The sequence below is a fragment of the Candidatus Cyanaurora vandensis genome, assembly GCF_013285555.1.
Taxonomy (GTDB): domain Bacteria; phylum Cyanobacteriota; class Cyanobacteriia; order Gloeobacterales; family Anthocerotibacteraceae; genus Cyanaurora; species Cyanaurora vandensis.
Window position 1 is genome coordinate 19,797 of sequence record NZ_JAAXLT010000149.1, and the last position, 17,872, is coordinate 37,668.

Here is a 17,872-nt window from a genome sequence, read left to right on the forward strand (position 1 = left end):
GGAGTCGGAGTACCTAAGGAATGATGTAGGTATCCACACGAGTCAGGGTACCGGAATCGTCATCCTGGGCCAGACCTTGGAAGTACAAGCTACTCCCAGAATTGTAGTCCGCCAGCAGAAACTCCTCTTCTAGCACACCATTGAATCGCAGGTTGTCCTCCTCAGAAAAATCGCCGAGTTCCGGGTCCAAACCGAGTACACCAAACGGCGTTACCGCCGCAGCGAGGGCCGTCGAGTAGCCGAATTGACCCTCTTGGCCCCGAGTGCCTGCCATACCTACCACGAGGACACCGGGTTTAGAGCGACTTGGAGCCACCCAAAGGGCAGGCTCTAGACTCGCGGACTCTTGCTCTAAGGGCTCCACTCGGGCACCTTCACCCATGAGATCCACATAGAGATTTTGCTCACCCAGCATCTCCGCTCGTAGGAAACCGGTTGCGAAACGACGATTTAACCGTTGCTGGTCCTCTGCCGGTAGCGGTTCAGAGTTGGGCACATTGTCGCTGGGTCCGTTATGCCCCATACCTAAGACATTGGTATAGAAATTACGACGAGCAAGGACCGCTTCCTCAAAGTAGGACCTGACCCACTCTTTAGGTACAATCGTGTCCACATCCCCTGACACAAAAAAAGCAGATCCCGTATAGATGGCGAGATTCTCACTCCCCTCGATACTACCGCCGGAGCGCGGTCCCCGGGCCGGTGAGAGCGGGACAATGGTGCTAACACGGGGTTCGTAGGCAATCAGGTACATCAAAGCCGCACCCCCCATAGAATGCCCGACCGCGCCCCACTGCCCTTGCCAACTCATCTGATACAAGAAACTCGCTGGGTTTCTAGATTCATCGTCCACCCAATGTAATAATGCGCGGCTATCACGGGCCTCATCTTGACGCGTGGCATTGTTACCGACTTGTGTACCAATTGAGGCTACTACAAACCCCCAACTAGCCGTGTGGATATTCAGTTCGTCATAATTCAAAGGACTGCTGGCATACCCATGCTGGAATGCCGTCAAGGGATAGGGACCCAGGTCTGGGTTAGGGGGAGCATCAGGGCCCGATTTCAAGGCTGGGTAATAGATCCGTCCCCGGATGGAGCCGCGTCCAAAGTTCTCATCAACAAAAACCACATCGCGCCAGCCCACAGGATAGCTACCATAATCTTCAATGGCCCGCGCCAGTGCGGGGGCTGCCGAGAGGACCCACACGACTAGCCAAAGCCAAGTCAAGTTTTTCATAGCTAACTCCAGCCAGTAACTTCGTTAAAGTACCCTACTATTTCTACCCGGAGTTTCACTCGCAGGGAATACGTATAAACTGCCAGATTTAAAGGCCTAACTATTAGTAAGAATGTACGTGGAAGACTGCGTGAAAAGTTACAGCTTCGAGTTAAATGCATAGAGTTCTACGCTGAAATACGTGCTTTAAGTAAGTAAATCATCGGCTCAGGGATGCTCTTTTTAAAAACTCGGCCTTACCATCACAAGGTCAGACCGAGCTATTGGTATCAAACTCTAGCGCGAAGGGTGAAGCTAGGGAACGACGTAGGTATCTACGCGAGTCAAGGCACCGGAACTGTCATCTTGAGCAAGTCCCTGGAAGTACAAACTACTCCCAGAACTGTAGCCTGCCAGCGGAAACTCCCCTTCCAGCACACCATTGAACCGCAGTCCACCCTCCTTAAAAATACCGCCGAGGTCTAGATCCAGACCTAGTGGACCAAACTTGGTCGGGATTTGGACCGTAGCGGTTGAGGCCGCGAGTTGACCTTGTTGATCCCTAGCCCCGGCCATACCCACCACCAGACTCCCGGGGATACGACTCGGGGCAACCCATAGGGCGGGTTCTAGGCTAGCGGACTCCTGCGCCAGGGGTTCGCTACGGGCACCCTCCCCCATGAGGTCCACATAGAGGTTCTGTTCACCCAGCATCTCCGCTCTTAGGAACCCTGTGGCGAGACGGCGATGTAACCGTTGCTGCTCCTCCTGCGATAGGGGTTCAGTCTTAGAGGTCTTGTCACTAGCTCCGTTATGGCCTGCACCTAAAACACTGGTATAGAAGTTACGACGGGCGAGGACAGCCTCTCGGAAGTAAGCCTCAACCGATACCGGGGGGACAATATCATCCACACTGCCCGACACAAAAAAAGCAGCCCCCGTGTAGGTAGTGAGATTTCTACTCCCCTCAAAACTCGTGCCCACAGCCAGTCCCCGGTAGGGCTGAAGCGGGACAATCGTGCGGACCCGTGGTTCATAGTCAATCAAGTACAGCAAAGACCCACCGCCCATGGAATGCCCAACCGCACCCCAATCGCCAGCCCGCCTCATTTGGTACAAAAAACTCGTTGGGTCTTTAGACTGGTCCTCCACCCAATGTAATAAGGCGCGACTATCACGGGCCTCGTTCTGCATCGTGGCATTAACGGCAACTTGTGTACCAATTGAGGCCACCAAAAACCCCCAACTGGCAGTATGGGTATTCAGTTCCTCATAGTTCAGCGGACTACTGGCAAACCCATGGTTAAATGCCGTCAGAGGATAGGGACCCAAGGCAGTATTGGGGGGAGCATCGCGGCCTGGACTTAAGGCTGGGTAGTAGATGCGGCCCCGGATTGAACCCCGGTCAAAGTTTTCATCTATAAAAACCACGTCGCGCCAACCCACGGGGTAGCTACCGGGGTCTTCGATGGCTTGGGCCAGTACCGGTACCATCCAGAGGACCCACAGCACTAGCCAAAGCCAAAACTTTACGTTTTTCATGTCTGATTCCCGTCAGTGACTCCGCCAAAGTACCTTAATACTCGGGTATTGTCAGTCACTGGGAAGACGTTAAAACTCTTGGAGTTGGGTACCTATTTCTTTACGGGTATAGACCACGGCAGCGTAAGCACTTTCCTCAGGGAGGTGGGACCAAGATGCCGGGGCTAGAGACACATCGGCAACTAGGATACGCGGGCCGTCGCCCAAAGCGGTGCGGATTTGACTGGAGACCATTTCCGGCGTACGGTCGGTCTCCAGATGCCAGAGGTTATTGAAGATGGGCCGCCAAGCACCCAGGTCCGTCAATTTAGCCAAGTCCATTGGTCCATCAGAGGCCACCGTCAATAGTTCGTGGTCTACATCCTGGAGCACGGCATCGGTATAGAGTCCGATGAATTCTGCCACCTCAGCTTCAAGCCCCGACCAAGCCATGATGGATTTTGAGACATCTACCAGATAAAAACTATCCTGGGGACCCAGATAACCCTTGAGGTCATGTTGGAGGTTATAGGGCAGGTCAGCAATCCTCAACAACCACAAATTCTCCATGACGTGCGCTTCCGGGGTGTGGCGGTCAATGAATTCAACCAACTCCGGGTACTCAGCCAGGGGTTTCGATAGCGCGTAACCAAGTAGATAGAGCATGTCACCTCCAGAATGTCACCCCAGCATAGGGAAGAGGCGCATCTAGACCATCCGCACAGAGATAGAATCAGGGGTACCCTATAGATGAAACTTAGGTGATCACTATGTACGTCCTACGTCTTCTCCTGCTAGTGTTTTTGTCCGGTTGCACGATTACCGAACAAGCCCAATCCTGGTTTCGCTCCCCCGAGGAGACGACCCGCCAATACCTAGAAGCCACCAAAATCAATGACCAGACCGAGTTGGGCCTACTCTCGCGTCCCCTAGAAGTGGGCAACTGTCAAAATACCGTGACCGTAGATTTCAATAAAGCTTTCACCGACCTGTTAAATCAAGGCTTGCCCCTCGATACCTTTACCATCCTTGAAACCCAAACCAAAGCTGACCTCGCGGTGGTAAAAGTACAAATGGTACGCGGCAGCGGCTTCGTCACCCTCAAAAACACCAACGCCGTCCTCCTCGAACACAGCACCGGGCAATGGCTTGTGGCTGGGATCGTCCCCGCCAACCAAGAGTCCGTCGAGATCCTCGGTGAACTGACTACCCACCTAGCCAACTATCAACCCACCAGCTAAACACACCAATAAAAAAGATGCCCAAACAAGCCACGGTTTACGGTAAGCTCACTGCCCTCGGGTGCGGGTGCGCTATTGTCGGGGCCCTCCTCTGGCTGAGGCCGACTGCCCTCATCTCGTTGTTGGCTGGGTTTATCGTGACGGCCCTGCTGGGATGGGTGGGCATTCCAGTCCTGCAACGGCTCAAGACTGGGCAGGTGATCCGCAGCGATGGTCCCCAGTCCCATTTACAAAAAGGCGGTACCCCGACGATGGGGGGAGCTTTTTGGATTCCCCCGGCCTTGGTATTGCCCTTATGGACCTTAGATAGCCGGGTGTGGGCAGTTAGTGCCTTGACCCTGGTTTATGGACTAGTCGGGTTCTGGGATGACTGGCAGGTGATTACGAGCCGTCCAGGGGGACCCAGGGGCATCTCCGCCCGACTCAAGATGGGATTATTGCTTGCCGGGGGCGGGGTATTTTGTCTATACCTGGCCCTTACGGGTCAGCCGACGGTTTTACGGAATTTTGCCGGGGAGCCCTGGCTAGCGTTGGGCGTGTTGTTTTGGCCCCTCGCGCTCTTCGTTCTGACTGCAACCAGCAACTCAGTGAACCTAACCGATGGCCTGGATGGGCTGGCGGCAGGGACCGGGGCGATTGCGGCGGCGGCTCTGGGACTAGTGGTTCCCGCACCTCTGGCGATGAGTTGTTGGGTGATGGTGGGTTGTTGTCTAGGGTTTTTAGTCTATAACCACAACCCAGCACGCGTCTTCATGGGGGATACGGGTTCTTTGGCCTTGGGTGGTTTCTTGGCGGGGGTGGCCCTGACCAGCGGACAACTATTACCACTACTCATCATCAGCGGGGTTTTTGTGGCGGAAGCTATCTCAGTCCTCCTCCAAGTCAGCTACTACAAGGCCACCAAGGGAGCCGATGGTAAGGGGAAGCGGTTACTGAAGATGGCCCCCTTGCACCACCATCTAGAGTTGAGCGGTTGGTCTGAGACTCAGGTGGTCAGCTATCTCTACGGGATATCGCTGGTTTTGGCGGTTGTAGCAGTGTGGTTGACTGGGCTGCATTAAAGTGAAATGAACCCCATTGTTTATCTTAAATGTCTACTATGTCCGTGAAGCTTAGCCACGGGCCGTTGACCCTGGCAGATCTGGAGCGGGTAGTCCAGATCGAACAGGCTTGTTTCCAAGGCTATTGGAGCCGTCATACTTTTGAAGAAGAACTTAACCAGCCTGTGCAACGGCTGTGGGCCTTACGGGAGGCGGACTTGGTGGTTGCCTACTACGGAGTCTGGCGAGTTTTAGATGAGGCCCACCTCACGACCCTAGCGGTAGACCCGCCCTGGCGGGGACGCAATTTGGGGGCCTTGGCCCTCTGGTTGGCCCTCGACCATTGTCAACGGATGGGCTCCCACTGGCTGACCCTGGAGGTCCGGCCCTCGAATCAATCGGCCCTAGCTCTGTACTGTAAATATGGGTTCAGTGCGATCGGACGACGCAAACAGTATTATCCTGACAACGAGGATGCATTAGTCCTATGGCTCCCCCAGTTACAGAGCATTGAGAGTAAACAAGCTATGATCGAACGTAGAACCCATCTCTGGCAAGCCATCCAGGTCCAGGGTTGGGAGCCTATCCCCCTAGGGGCTGGCAATCTTGGCTAAAGGTCAAGTTATGTTAAGATAGACTCATCTCCACGCTCACAAGAGGGGAAGGCCGCATGTTTGAAAGATTTACAGAGAAAGCCATCAAGGTCATCATGTTGGCTCAAGAAGAGGCCCGTCGTCTCGGTCACAACTTTGTGGGCACTGAACAGATTCTCTTGGGACTGATTGGAGAGGGCACTGGGGTTGCTGCCAAAGTCCTGAAGTCCATGGGGGTTAATCTCAAGGATGCCAGAGTCGAAGTTGAAAAAATAATTGGACGTGGTTCCGGGTTCGTCGCCGTGGAAATCCCCTTTACGCCCCGTGCGAAACGGGTCCTAGAGCTCTCCCTTGAAGAGGCCCGTCAGTTAGGCCACAACTATATTGGCACGGAACATCTGCTGTTGGGCTTGATCCGCGAAGGTGAGGGTGTTGCCGCACGGGTCCTCGAAAACCTAGGCGTAGACCTCTCCAAGGTGCGGACCCAGGTGATTCGGATGTTGGGCGAGACGGCTGAGGTCTCCGCCGGTGGTGGTGGCAGCGGGCGCACCAAAACCCCGACCCTAGACGAGTTTGGTTCTAACCTCACTCAACAGGCCATTGATGAGAAGTTGGACCCTGTGGTGGGCCGCGAGAATGAGATCGAGCGGGTCATGCAAATCCTAGGCCGTCGGACCAAAAATAACCCCGTCTTGGTCGGCGAACCGGGCGTGTGTAAGACCGCGATTGCCGAGGGCTTGGCCCAACGCATTGCTGCCGGAGATGTCTCTGAAGTTCTCTTAGGCAAGCGCGTTGTTACCCTAGATATCGGGCTTTTGGTCGCCGGAACCAAGTACCGGGGCGAGTTTGAAGAGCGGCTCAAGAAGATCATGGATGAGATTCGTACCGCCGGAAACGTAATCCTGGTGATTGACGAAGTCCCCACCCTGATTGGAGCCGGGGCGGCTGAAGGCGCAATTGACGCAGCCAACATCCTCAAACCGGCCTTGGCGCGGGGTGAATTGCAGTGCATCGGGGCAACCACCCTGGATGAGTACCGTAAACACATTGAACGCGATGCGGCCCTCGAACGCCGTTTCATGATGGTCAAGGTCGGCGAACCCAGCGTTGACGAGACCATTGAGATCCTGCGTGGACTCCGCGAACGGTATGAGAAGCACCACAAGTTGCGGATCACCGACGATGCGATCGAAGCAGCGGCTCAGTTGTCGGATCGTTATATCGCTGACCGTTTCTTGCCGGATAAAGCGATTGACTTAGTGGACGAAGCGGGTTCGCGAGTGCGGTTACGCGCTTCTCAGCTCCCTCCCTCCGCCAAGGAACTCGACAAAGAGCTCAAGCGGATTATGCGTGAAAAAGATGATGCCGTCCGTTCTCAGGACTACGACCGGGCTGCCACCCTGCGCGACCGCGAGATGAGCATCAAAAATGAGATTAAGGGCCTGACTCAGACCCACAAGGCCGAGACCGCCAACGATGAGATGCCCGAGGTCAACGAGGAAGATATCGCCTATATCGTCTCCTCCTGGACCGGGGTGCCCGTCCAGAAACTGACGGAATCTGAGTCCGAGAAGCTGTTGCACTTGGAGGATGTCCTCCACAACCGCATCATCGGTCAGGACGAAGCGGTGAAGGCCATCTCCCGCGCCATCCGTCGCGCCCGGGTCGGTCTAAAGGACCCCAAGCGGCCCATTGCTTCCTTCATCTTCTCCGGTCCCACTGGGGTGGGTAAGACCGAGCTTGCCAAGGCTCTGTCGGCCTATTTCTTCGGTTCTGAAGAGGCGATGATCCGTCTGGATATGTCTGAGTACATGGAGCGGCACACGGTCTCCAAGTTGATTGGTTCACCTCCCGGCTATGTCGGGTACAACGAGGGCGGACAGTTGACTGAGGCGGTTCGTCGTCGTCCCTACTCTGTCGTTCTCTTCGACGAGATCGAAAAAGCTCACCCGGATGTGTTTAACGCCCTGTTGCAGATCCTGGAAGATGGTCGGTTGACCGATGCCAAGGGCCGGGTTGTGGACTTCAAAAACACCCTGCTCATCATGACCTCCAACATCGGCTCTAAGGTCATCGAGAAGGGCGGCGGGAAGATTGGTTTCTTTGATCCGGGCAAGGCGACGGACCAAATTTACCAAAACATCCGTAACTTGGTTAACGAAGAACTCAAACAGTTCTTCCGCCCCGAGTTCCTGAACCGTCTGGATGAGATCATCGTCTTCCGTCAGTTGACCCGCGATGAGGTCAAGCAGATTGCCGACATTCTGCTCAAGGAAGTAATTGTCCGTCTGAATGCCCAGAACATCAAGATGGAAGTCACCGAGAAGTTCAAGGAGAAGCTAGTTGCCGAGGGCTTCAACCCCAGCATGGGCGCACGGCCCTTACGCCGGGCGATCCAGCGGCTCCTCGAGGACGCGCTTGCTGAAGAGATGTTGTCGGGCCGTATCCGCGATGGTCAGACCGTCGTGGTCGATCTGGATGACAAGGGCACAGCCGTGTTCCAGCACTCGGAACGCAAACTGTTGGCAGCGGCTGACTAGTTACTGATTGATTTAGGGGCGGGGCTGGTCCTCGCCCCTATTTTTTTTGCCAAGCCTGCTGCATCTGTAATAGGACTTGATAGGGGTCCACCAATTCACCGTTGTAGCGCAGGGTCCAGTGGAGATGGGGTCCGGTGGCCCGTCCAGTGGCCCCCACGGCTGCAATGACCTGACCCGCCCGTACAACATCCCCGACTTTAACAGCGACGGCACTGATATGGCAGTAGGTATGGGTCCAAGGCTTGGAGTCTACACTCACCTGCCAGCCGCAGCGGGGATCGTAGGCCACTTTTTGAACTAAGCCATCGGCCCAGGCCCGGATGTAGGCACCTTGGGGAGCCGCAAGATCCAGTCCACTGTGAAACTCCGTCCCCTTATTCGTGGTGGCATTGCTACGCCAGCCGAAGGCTGAGGAGATTCGCTTGAAGCTATCTACCGGGAAGGATAGTTTTTGCCAAGGGTCGGGGTCTTGGTCCTTGACCCCGGCGGCGACGGGTAAGGCCAGTAGCAACCAGCAACACACCAACCGTGCTAACATTTTTTATCCTGACAACCTAGAGATAATGTGGACGAAATCGGGTATTTTGTCCAGAGAAGCTGGGAATTATCTGTGACCAAGTTTTTTTGCATCGTTCTTATGACCCTGTTCATTTTACCGGTGGGGGCCTCACCCCGGGTGGGCCAGCCCGCCCCAAGTTTTAATTTACCCAGTAGTCTGGGTCACAACCTACAGTTGCAGGACTTCAGTGGCGGCTGGTTGGTGCTTTATTTTTATCCTGAAGACCCCAAGGCGGGCTGCACAATCCAGGCGCGGCGGTTTGAACAAGACTTGCCCACCTTCGGGAAACTCAATACCCGGGTGGTCGGGGTAACGATGGCGAATCTCGGTCCACCCTGCGACGGTCCGACCCAACTCACGGACCCCTTCGGTGAGTTAGGTGCGGCCTACGGTGCGCCCACGGGTAGCCGCCAGACCTACATCATTGACCCCCAAGGATTCCTGCGCCGGGTCTTCACCCGGGTCAATCCGCTCAGCCACAGCCGTGAGGTCTTGACTGTCCTCCGCGAACTCCAACAACCCCGCAAACGGGACGGGTAACGCCTAAAAGTGAGTGAACGCCGCCATCCGGGTGATGGGATGGTCTTGGGTGTCGCGCACTTCACCGGGATGTTGAGCTACCACTCGTCCAATTAGTTGCAAAGGGTAGTCTACAGGGCTTGCGGGGGGCAAGCTCACCAGCAATTCAAAGTCCTCGCCGCCATAGAGTGCCCAAGCGAGGGCCTGCTCCTGGGCTACTAGCCGAGTCGCACTGGTGATGGGGACCTGGGTTAGGTCCACGACAAGACCCACCCCGCTTAACTGGGCCATTTGGACCAAGGCATCCGCTAGACCATCGCTGGTATCCATTGCGCCGACGGGCTGGGGGAGTTGTTGTAAGGGGGCCACAGCATCTAGACGCGGTACGGGATACTGATGAGCACGGATGACGGCTTCTGTGGCCCAACTGGGGAGATTTTGATAGCGGTCAGGGTCCTGGAGGACCGCCAACCCCGCCCGTGAACCCCCGAAAGGACCCGTCACCATGAGGACATCTCCCACCCGGCAACCCGAGCGCAAAAAAGCTCGCCCCTTGCCCACTTGTCCTAAAGCCGTGATACTCAAGGTCCGGTGGGGCGCACGGCAGGTATCCCCGCCCACAATCGGTACTGGATTACAGGCGACAATTCCTCGGTAGACGTCCTCGACCCAAGCCACGGTCGTCTCAGTGGGCAGACCCAGACCTACCACCAACCCCAAGGGGGCCGCACCCATGGCAGCGAGGTCGGACAAATTGGCGGCACAGGCGCGCCAGCCGACCGCGTGGGGCGGTGTCGTGGTGGGACTGAAATGGACTCCTTCCACCAAGAGGTCCACGGTCACAACTAATTCACCCGTCAACGCAAGGACCGCACCATCGTCACCCACGCCGACGGAGACCCCAGGGTGCGGGGCCGCCCAAAAAGGAGCTAACCGGCGCAGCAACCCCTGTTCGCCCAAGTCCTTAAGTGTGGTCATTTAAAGAAGGTAGAGTGACAGCAAATGTGGTCTGTTGGGGATTACTGGCGACGGTGATCTGTCCCTTCAGTTGCAAAACCCGTTTTTGAACTAGGGCGAGTCCCAGCCCCATACCGCCCTGTTTCCAGGGGTCGCTGCTGGGGATGCGGTAGAACTTTTCAAAGATCCGTTCACATTCTTCGGGGGGGATCTCTGGGCCGGTATTCGAGACCTGGATCTGGACGGCGGCGGGGTAGGGAGCGGGTTGGGCTTGGACTTGGATGGCACCGCCGGGGGGAGTATATTTACAGGCGTTATTGACCAGTTCCACGAGGATATGGGCCAAACTATTGCGGTCAGAGACAAGAAACACGGGCTCCACGGTAACCTGGAGGGTCTGTTGCTGCTGCTGGGTACGCGCTGCAAAGGGCTGGAGGAGTTCGGGGACCCACTGGGCTAGGGAGATTGGAGTGGGGAAACTAGGTTCTAGGTCTTGGAGGGCCAAGAGATCTTGAATCAATTGGATCTCGCGTTCACATTCTACTTCGAGGACCTGGAGATATCTTTGGCGTTGCTCGGGGGTGGTTGCGTCCTTCAAAAGATAGATCGCCATCTTGATATTGGTGATTGGGGTCCTAAGTTCGTGGGAGACCGTACTTAAGAAGTCGTCTTTGAGTTGGTTGAGTTTCTGGAGTTCACGCATCTGCACGGCGGCGCGTTCTAGAATTAACTGCTGTTCTAGGTGTTGTAGACGCAGGGCTTGGGCCTGTTTGACTCCAGTGATATCGGTCATGGTGCCCTCGTAGCGCGTCCCTTGCTCATCATGGACTGCCCGCACATTCTCTGAGACCCAAATCCTGCCTCCGTCTTTGCGGTAGACCTCAGACTCAAACTGTTGCACCCAGCCTTGGCTCGTCAATACCGCAACGAGTTGCGACCAGCGGTCGGGGTCTACATAACCCTGGGCCCGACTCGTGGTGAGGAGTTCAGCGGGCTGGTCGTAGCCCAAGAGACGGACGAGGGCCGGGTTGACACTCAGGTAATAGCCCTGCGCCCGGACTTGAAAAATACCCTCAACGGCGTTCTCAAAGAAGCTGCGGTACCGGGCTTCGGCAGCTTGTAAGGCCGTCTCCAGATGACGATGGCTGGTGATGTCAAAATTGACCCCCAAGCTACCCCAAGCCCCGGTCTTATCCAAGACCGGGACGACTAATTTGTGATAAGTCCGCCCATTGTGCTGCACTTCCGTTTGGACGACTTCACCGGCTTGAGCCCGTTGGTTATTCTGTTGCCATTGGGCGCGGACCTCGGGGGGAATATCAGCCTCCGTCGGGGTGGTGCCGATAAGATTGCCCCACTGCTCAATGGAGGTTTGGTTTTGCATCAAGCAACGGCCCTGGCTATCGCGCACCCAAAATTCGATGGGTAGATTTTCGACCAAGGCCGTCAACTGTGCCTGATGGGGGTCATACCGGGCTTGGGCCAACAGTAGGTCCCAGGGATCGAGTAAGGTCCATTGGTGATTGTGATGGACGACAAGGGGTTCACGGGCCTCATCCTCAGGGCGTTGTAGAACCAAGCGGTGGGCTTCAGCCAAAGGGAGGTCCCCGAGTAGCGTCAGGAATTGGCGGGTCTGTTGCCACAAGTGCGGGTGTTCACGGAGGGGCCGGTCGCGGCCTTTGTGCTGCCATTGGTCAAAACGACGGCGCGAGACCAAGGCTTGGGGAGCTTGCTCCAACAACAGGATGCCAGTGGCTAAAGGATATTCTCGAAAATAGCGGGCAATTTCCCGTAACGTCGCAGCCACGGGGAGATGGTGAACCTGGAGTGGGAGCGTAGCGAGGGTCATTGCTAAAACTTATCCTTGTCAAGAAATTCCTTGCTCTCGCTATGGCATCATAGCTATGCTTTTGGATGCTGAGGATAATTACTCATTAAGAATAGGCACGTTATAATCACCAAATAAATCGGAAGTCAGACTGTGAGCGAAACTAGCAAGTATCCCGTGAATCTACCTAAGACGGATTTTGCGATGCGGGCTAACGCGCCCCAGCGCGAGCCGGAACTCCAGCAGTTCTGGGCTGACCAGCGGATTTATGAAACGTTAGCGCAACGAGAGGCCCCGGCTTTCGTCCTCCATGATGGTCCGCCCTACGCTAATGGCGGTTTGCACATGGGCCACGGTCTCAATAAAATCCTCAAGGACACGATTAACCGTTACTGGATGCTCAGGGGACGGCGAGTCAACTATGTGCCCGGTTGGGATTGCCATGGTCTACCGATTGAACTAAAAGTCCTACAGAATCTCAAAACCGCCGAACGACAGGCCCTCACGCCCCTAGGCTTACGACAACGCGCCCGGGCCTTTGCCCTCGCCACGGTCGCCGAACAGAAAGTAAGTTTCCGGCGGCTCGGGGTCTGGGGCGATTGGGAGCAGCCCTACCTCACCCTCAACCCGACCTATGAGGCAGCCCAGGTCCATGTCTTCGGTCAAATGGCCCTGAAGGGTTATATTTACCGCGCTCTTAAACCCGTCTATTGGAGTCCGAGTTCGCGCACGGCCTTGGCGGAGGCGGAGCTTGAGTATCCCGAGGACCATATTTCTCGCAGTATCTATGTGCGCTTCTTAGTCCAGTCGGGCCAACCCCTGCCCATGGGTCTCTCGGCGGTAGTTGGTGAACGTCCGCTCTACGTTGCCCTCTGGACCACAACCCCTTGGACGATTCCGGGGAACTTGGCGGTCTGCCTTAACCCCGGCATTACCTATGTTGTCGTCGAGTCGGCGACTTGGGGCCTGCTCGTGGTCGCGCAAGCTTTGGTGGAACGGTTGGCTAAAACCCTAGACGAACCGCTTACGCCCCGCTGGACAGGGACCGGGGAGAGCTTAGCAGGATTGGTGGCTCAGCATCCGCTCTATGACCGTCCTTCACCCTTAATTCTCGGCGACCACGTGACCACTGAGTCGGGGACGGGCTTGGTCCACACTGCGCCTGGTCATGGCAGCGATGACTTCGTGGTGGGGCAACGCTACGGGCTGGGGGTCCTTTCACCCGTAGACGCGCTGGGAAATTTTACCGATGAAGTAGCCATGGGCTACACCGGAGCCGTGGCGTTTACGGGGTTGAATGTCTTGGGGGAGGGGAACACAGCGGTGATTGAGGCCCTGGGGTTGGTCGGGGCTCTCCTCAAGGCTGAGGACTACAACCACAAATATCCCTACGACTGGCGCACCAAAAAACCCGTCATCCTGCGGGCGACGACCCAGTGGTTTGCCTCGGTGGAGAGTTTCCGGGAACAGGCCCTCCAGGCAATCCAGACCGTGCAATGGATTCCTCAGACCGGGCTCAACCGGATTGTCGGCATGGTGGCAGAGCGTTCGGACTGGTGTATTTCTCGGCAGCGGGACTGGGGGGTACCCATTCCAGTTTTTTATGACGAGGCCACGGACGAATTTTTGCTCAATGCGGAGACCTTGGCCCACGTCGAGGGGCTGATTGCTGAGCATGGTTCGGACTGTTGGTGGGAGTTGCCCGTCGCCGAACTGTTGCCACCCCGGTACCACAATGACGGTCACACCTACCGCAAGGGCCGCGACACGATGGATGTGTGGTTCGATTCGGGGTCTAGTTGGGCGGCAGTGTTGGGTCAACGGCCTGAGTTACAGGCTCCCGCCGACCTTTACCTAGAAGGTTCGGACCAGCACCGGGGTTGGTTCCAGTCCTCATTACTGACCAGTGTGGCGGTCTCGGGTGAGGCTCCCTACCGCACAGTTCTTACCCACGGCTTTGTGTTGGATGAACAAGGCCACAAGATGAGCAAGTCCCTGGGCAACGTCGTGGACCCCCAACTCGTCATTGCCGGCGGCAAGGACCCGAAAAAAGACCCCCCCTACGGCGCGGATGTTTTACGCCTGTGGGTCTCCAGTGTGGACTACACCGCCGATATGCGTCTGGGCCGCACTGCGCTTAGCCAACAGGCCGACCTTTATCGCAAAATTCGCAATACCTGTCGTTATTTGCTCAGTAACCTCTACGATTTCACCCCGCTAGCGGCGGTGGACTATGCCGAGCTGCCCCGGCTGGAGCGGTACATCCTGCATCGGTTAGCGGAAGTGGTCGAGGAAGTAACGGATGCCTTTGCACGCTACCAGTTCTACCGTTTCTACCAGACGGTTCAGAATTTCTGTGTGGTGGATTTGTCTAACTTCTACTTGGATATTGCCAAGGATAGTCTCTACATCAGCACACCCGAGGGCTCACGCCGCCGCAGTGCCCAGACCGTCCTCTATCACGTCCTGGAGACCCTGACCCGGCTGATTGCCCCGGTCCTCTGCCACCTTGCGGAGGATATCTGGCAACACCTGCCCTACCCGACGGACTACCCTTCAGTTTTCCTGGCGGGTTGGCCCGCAGTCTCTGAGGCTTGGCGACAACCGGAACTCGCCCAGACGGGTAAAGAACTAATCAACCTCCGCAACCTAGTCACGCTCAAACTTGAGGAAGCCCGGACGGAGCGGCTAATTGGTTCTTCCTTAGAAGCTAAAGTTTGTCTCACGACCCCTTTGGCGTTGGACCCAGCAGAACTGCGCTATCTATTTATTGTCTCGCAAGTAGAACTCGTGACCGGAGTCGAGACCCGTGTACAAATCCTCCGCGCCGACGGACAGAAGTGCCCTCGTTGCTGGAACTACTCTGCACAAATTGGTGTAGACCCCCACTACCCAGAGGTCTGTGAACGATGCGGCCCCGCCCTAGCCGGGGAATTTTAGAACAGACCCCTGAGTGGCTACACTGACCGGCAAATTTGGGATAGTAGCAGTTCGCGTCGGTCGGGATGTTAGAGCAAATTTAGGGAGCGTTTGAGTTGGGCCAAGGAAAGGTTGTAGTTCACGATGGCTTGGGCGAGGTTGGCGCGGGCTTGGGTGAGGGCATCTTCCGCCGTGATGACATCCAACTGCGTCCCCACCCCAGAGGTAAAACGCAGCCGGGATAAGCGTAGACTCTCCAGGGCCAAGGCTTCGCCTTTGCGGGCAGTGGTGATCTGTTCGCTGGAGGACTGGAGGGTGAAAAACGAGGACTCTACCCCTAATCGGATGACGTTGCTGCGGTCAACGAACTGGACTTGGGCAATCTGTCCACTCCGGCGGAACTGCTCAGCTTGGGCGGAGGCCGCGCCGCCATCGTAGAGGTTCCAGCGTAGAATTACCCCCACGGAGTAACCACTGGCGGGCGGGACTGCGGTGAAGTTGAGGTCTTGGTAGAGGTCAAAACTGCTAGTCAAGCTCAAGGTCGGTAACAGTTGTGCGCGGTTGGCCTCCGCCTGGGCCTCGGCTTGTTTCTGCTGGGCGACGAGTTGGTCAAATTCAGACCGACCGTTGAGGGCACGAAAAATGCTGTCCTCTAGGCTTAAGTCCCAAGATCCGGTCTGCTCGGCGCGGTCCACGGTGATATCCGTTGGAACCTCGAAGTTGAGGAGACTCGCTAGGTTGCGCTGGGCAATTTGACGTTGATTCTGGTTGCCCAAGAGTTGCTGTTGGGCGTTGCTGAGTTGGACTTCCGCCTGGAGGACGGCAAAGCGAGTTCCGGTCCCGGCGCGTTCTTGGGCACGGGTATCGCGGAGGCTAGCTTGGGAATTGCGGACGGCGGACTCCGCAATATCGACGTTGCTCTCTTGGAGTTGCAGGTTGTAATAAGCTTGTGCCACCTGGAGTTTGAGGTCCTGGGCTTGGATATCGAGGGCCAATTGAGTACTAATCAGGTTCTGTTGACTCGCCTCAATCTGGGCTTGCACCCCACCGAAGCTGAAAAACTGCCATTCACCCTGGACGGCTGTCGCCAAGTTACTGCCATCGGCTAGGGAAAGGGCAGAAGTCCGGTCCAAGAGTAGACCCCGTAGCCCTTGGGAGAAGCGGGTCTGGGAACTCTGGACAAAGGTATAGCTGGTCGTAAAACTCACCGTGGGCTGGAGGGCAGCTTGGACGACGAGGATTTGGGCTTTGGCTTGTTCCACTTGCAGACGGGCGGTGAGGAGGACCGGGTTACGGTCCACAGCGGTCTGGAGGGCTTCATTTAAGGAGAGCTTACGGGTGGTCTGGATACGTAATTGAATCGGTTGCTGGGGACGGCTGGGCTGGGCAGGTTCGAGCTCCATCGCGGCCTGAGCCAAGACCCCACTAGTTAATGAACTCGCTACTATGAGAAACACCACAATTTTGAACATCACCACTCCTCCGCTAAAGACACACCCTAAGATGTCGGCAAAACCTGGAAGGAGTCGGCAATGGTCATTACTTTTTCCTTCCGGCTGGGCCAGTTGTCATCACTGCAACCCACAATAACGGTATACAGGGAGCCTTGATCAATCACGGCGGTAATTAAGGTGTGACGCGAGACTCCGGCGGTGGCGATGACCATTTCATAGGTGTAATAGAGTCGGCCTTTGGGGTCGGTGCGTTGGGCTTCACGGCGAATCTCCACCGCCGTCTGGGGTAACTGGCTATCTTGGGTCCCGGAGCGGGGGACCAGCGACTGGCTAATGCGTCGTCCAAATTCACTGCGGTTGAACTGGCTGACGCTGGTCAAGTCCGTGGGCTTCCCCTTGGTCCTGATCTGAGCGGGGACTTTGCCCACCGCCACGGTCAATTGGTAGGAGGCATCGGCGGGGTCTGAGAGCTTTACCCCCTGGTCTGGGCCGGGTTGGAAGGTCCAGTTATTGGGATAGAGGACGGTGAACCGCTCGTTGGAGTCGCGAAATTCCTGGAAGCCCTGGGGCAAGTTGCTGGGCCGCCCCGCGCACGCCACCAAGACCACTGCACTCAAACTAAATCCCAGTACCCGTGTCAAACGCACTGTTTTGCCTAAGGTCGGTCCCACGCCATCGTACCAGCCAAGAGGGGATCAGGATGCGGGCTTGGCAAAGAGGTAGTCCTGTACGGGCTGACCTTTCAAGATGTGTTCCTGGAGGATGCGCTCCAAGACGGGTTCGGTACAGGAGTGGTACCAGAAGCCGCCGGGGTAGAGGACCAAGATCGGGCCTTGGGTGCAGACGCGCAGACAGTTGACTTTGCTGCGCTGAACAATGAGCGTCCCCTCATCTAACCCCAATTCCCGGACGCGCCGTTTCAGGTAGTCCCAGGCGACCAGCGTGACTCTGTTGGCGCAACACTTGGGTTTGTTGGCATCAGCACAGAGAAACAAGTGCCACTGGTAGCTATTGAGGTGTAAGTCTTGAGCGGCCTGAGTGAGGTTCATGGTAGTGAATAAAGGATCTCAATTTTAGTGCTGGGTGAGCCAGTGTTGCAGAGCTATCCTATCTGGTCCACATCCACAGCCTGCAAACCGGGCCGCACGACGGCTCCCTTGAGGGCAATATCGGTGACGCTGACCTTGCCCCGGTTTAGTGGACAGTGACTTTATGCTACCTGCTGTTGGACAGCATCGTAACTTTTCTCAAACTCAACTGGCGGGAGATAACCCACCGTGGAAGGTAACCGCTGGCGGTTGTAAAACACTTCTATCCACGCGCCGATGGTTGTACCAGCCGTGGCCCGACTTTGCCCTTGCTCTGGGCTGACTCACGCTCGTCTGAGCGTACCCAAGCAGCTCTCGGCGACAGCATTAGCCCAGCCCTTCGCCCGAGGGCGCATCCGGTTGGTCAATCCGGCGTGTGCCAAGAAAGCTCGCA

The 17,872-nt window shown here is 56.4% G+C and carries 15 protein-coding genes; 6 read left to right on the top strand and 9 right to left on the bottom strand.

The window, feature by feature from the left end:
• Nucleotides 1–13 precede the first annotated feature (13 nt).
• The 3 genes from HFM78_RS10330 to HFM78_RS10340 form a co-directional block, all read right to left on the bottom strand.
• Complete coding sequence (locus HFM78_RS10330; protein ID WP_287129365.1) at nt 14–1,240, bottom strand: hypothetical protein; 1,227 nt, start codon at nt 1,238–1,240, stop codon at nt 14–16.
• Nucleotides 1,241–1,534: 294 nt separating this feature from the next.
• On the bottom strand, nt 1,535–2,761 hold the full coding sequence (locus HFM78_RS10335; RefSeq protein ID WP_287129366.1) for a hypothetical protein: 1,227 nt from the start codon (nt 2,759–2,761) through the stop codon (nt 1,535–1,537).
• A 69-nt stretch (nt 2,762–2,830) separates the two neighbouring features.
• Nucleotides 2,831–3,406, bottom strand: a complete 576-nt coding sequence (locus HFM78_RS10340; RefSeq protein WP_287129367.1) for a hypothetical protein — start codon at nt 3,404–3,406, stop codon at nt 2,831–2,833.
• 104 nt (nt 3,407–3,510) lie between these two features.
• On the opposite strand from HFM78_RS10340, the gene HFM78_RS10345 reads away from it, so the two are divergent.
• Genes HFM78_RS10345 through HFM78_RS10360 form a run of 4 tightly spaced genes read left to right on the top strand, consistent with a single transcriptional unit; the run spans nt 3,511 to nt 8,154 of the window.
• Nucleotides 3,511–3,981: a hypothetical protein gene (locus HFM78_RS10345; RefSeq protein WP_287129368.1), complete on the top strand. Its 471-nt coding sequence runs from the start codon at nt 3,511–3,513 to the stop codon at nt 3,979–3,981.
• A gap of 17 nt (nt 3,982–3,998) precedes the next feature.
• The gene (mraY, locus tag HFM78_RS10350; protein WP_287129369.1) at nt 3,999–5,042 is read left to right on the top strand and encodes a phospho-N-acetylmuramoyl-pentapeptide-transferase; all 1,044 of its coding nucleotides are present in this window, start codon (nt 3,999–4,001) and stop codon (nt 5,040–5,042) included.
• 29 nt (nt 5,043–5,071) lie between these two features.
• Nucleotides 5,072–5,635, top strand: a complete 564-nt coding sequence (gene rimI, locus HFM78_RS10355) for a ribosomal protein S18-alanine N-acetyltransferase (RefSeq protein ID WP_287129370.1) — start codon at nt 5,072–5,074, stop codon at nt 5,633–5,635.
• A 56-nt stretch (nt 5,636–5,691) separates the two neighbouring features.
• A complete protein-coding gene (locus tag HFM78_RS10360; protein ID WP_287129371.1) occupies nt 5,692–8,154 on the top strand; it encodes an ATP-dependent Clp protease ATP-binding subunit in 2,463 nt (820 codons plus the stop codon).
• A gap of 37 nt (nt 8,155–8,191) precedes the next feature.
• On the opposite strand, the gene HFM78_RS10365 is transcribed toward HFM78_RS10360, so the two are convergent.
• Nucleotides 8,192–8,692 carry a M23 family metallopeptidase gene (locus tag HFM78_RS10365; protein WP_287129372.1) on the bottom strand — a complete coding sequence of 167 codons (501 nt, stop codon included), beginning with the start codon at nt 8,690–8,692 and terminating at the stop codon, nt 8,192–8,194.
• A gap of 99 nt (nt 8,693–8,791) precedes the next feature.
• On the opposite strand from HFM78_RS10365, the gene HFM78_RS10370 reads away from it, so the two are divergent.
• Nucleotides 8,792–9,253 carry a peroxiredoxin gene (locus HFM78_RS10370; protein ID WP_287129373.1) on the top strand — a complete coding sequence of 154 codons (462 nt, stop codon included), beginning with the start codon at nt 8,792–8,794 and terminating at the stop codon, nt 9,251–9,253.
• A 3-nt stretch (nt 9,254–9,256) separates the two neighbouring features.
• Here the strand turns inward: HFM78_RS10370 and thiL are convergent, their stop codons facing one another.
• Together thiL and HFM78_RS10380 are read right to left on the bottom strand one after the other, a co-directional pair.
• Nucleotides 9,257–10,210 carry a thiamine-phosphate kinase gene (gene thiL / locus HFM78_RS10375; RefSeq protein WP_287129374.1) on the bottom strand — a complete coding sequence of 318 codons (954 nt, stop codon included), beginning with the start codon at nt 10,208–10,210 and terminating at the stop codon, nt 9,257–9,259.
• On the bottom strand, nt 10,197–12,038 hold the full coding sequence (locus HFM78_RS10380) for a PAS domain-containing sensor histidine kinase (protein WP_287129375.1): 1,842 nt from the start codon (nt 12,036–12,038) through the stop codon (nt 10,197–10,199). Before HFM78_RS10380 ends, thiL begins: the two co-directional genes overlap by 14 nt.
• A 132-nt stretch (nt 12,039–12,170) precedes the next feature.
• Here HFM78_RS10380 and ileS point away from each other — a divergent pair, with 132 nt between their 5' ends.
• Entirely contained in the window at nt 12,171–14,957 is a 2,787-nt protein-coding gene (ileS, locus tag HFM78_RS10385; RefSeq protein WP_396032883.1) for an isoleucine--tRNA ligase, read from the top strand.
• Between the two features lie 68 nt (nt 14,958–15,025).
• Here the strand turns inward: ileS and HFM78_RS10390 are convergent, their stop codons facing one another.
• The 3 genes from HFM78_RS10390 to HFM78_RS10400 are packed head-to-tail and all read right to left on the bottom strand — an operon-like array spanning nt 15,026 to nt 17,439.
• Nucleotides 15,026–16,408, bottom strand: a complete 1,383-nt coding sequence (locus tag HFM78_RS10390; protein WP_287129377.1) for a TolC family protein — start codon at nt 16,406–16,408, stop codon at nt 15,026–15,028.
• A gap of 26 nt (nt 16,409–16,434) precedes the next feature.
• Nucleotides 16,435–17,037, bottom strand: a complete 603-nt coding sequence (locus HFM78_RS10395; protein ID WP_287129378.1) for a photosystem II reaction center PsbP family protein — start codon at nt 17,035–17,037, stop codon at nt 16,435–16,437.
• 48 nt (nt 17,038–17,085) lie between these two features.
• Entirely contained in the window at nt 17,086–17,439 is a 354-nt protein-coding gene (locus HFM78_RS10400; protein WP_287129379.1) for a ferredoxin, read from the bottom strand.
• Between the last annotated feature and the right edge of the window lie 433 nt (nt 17,440–17,872).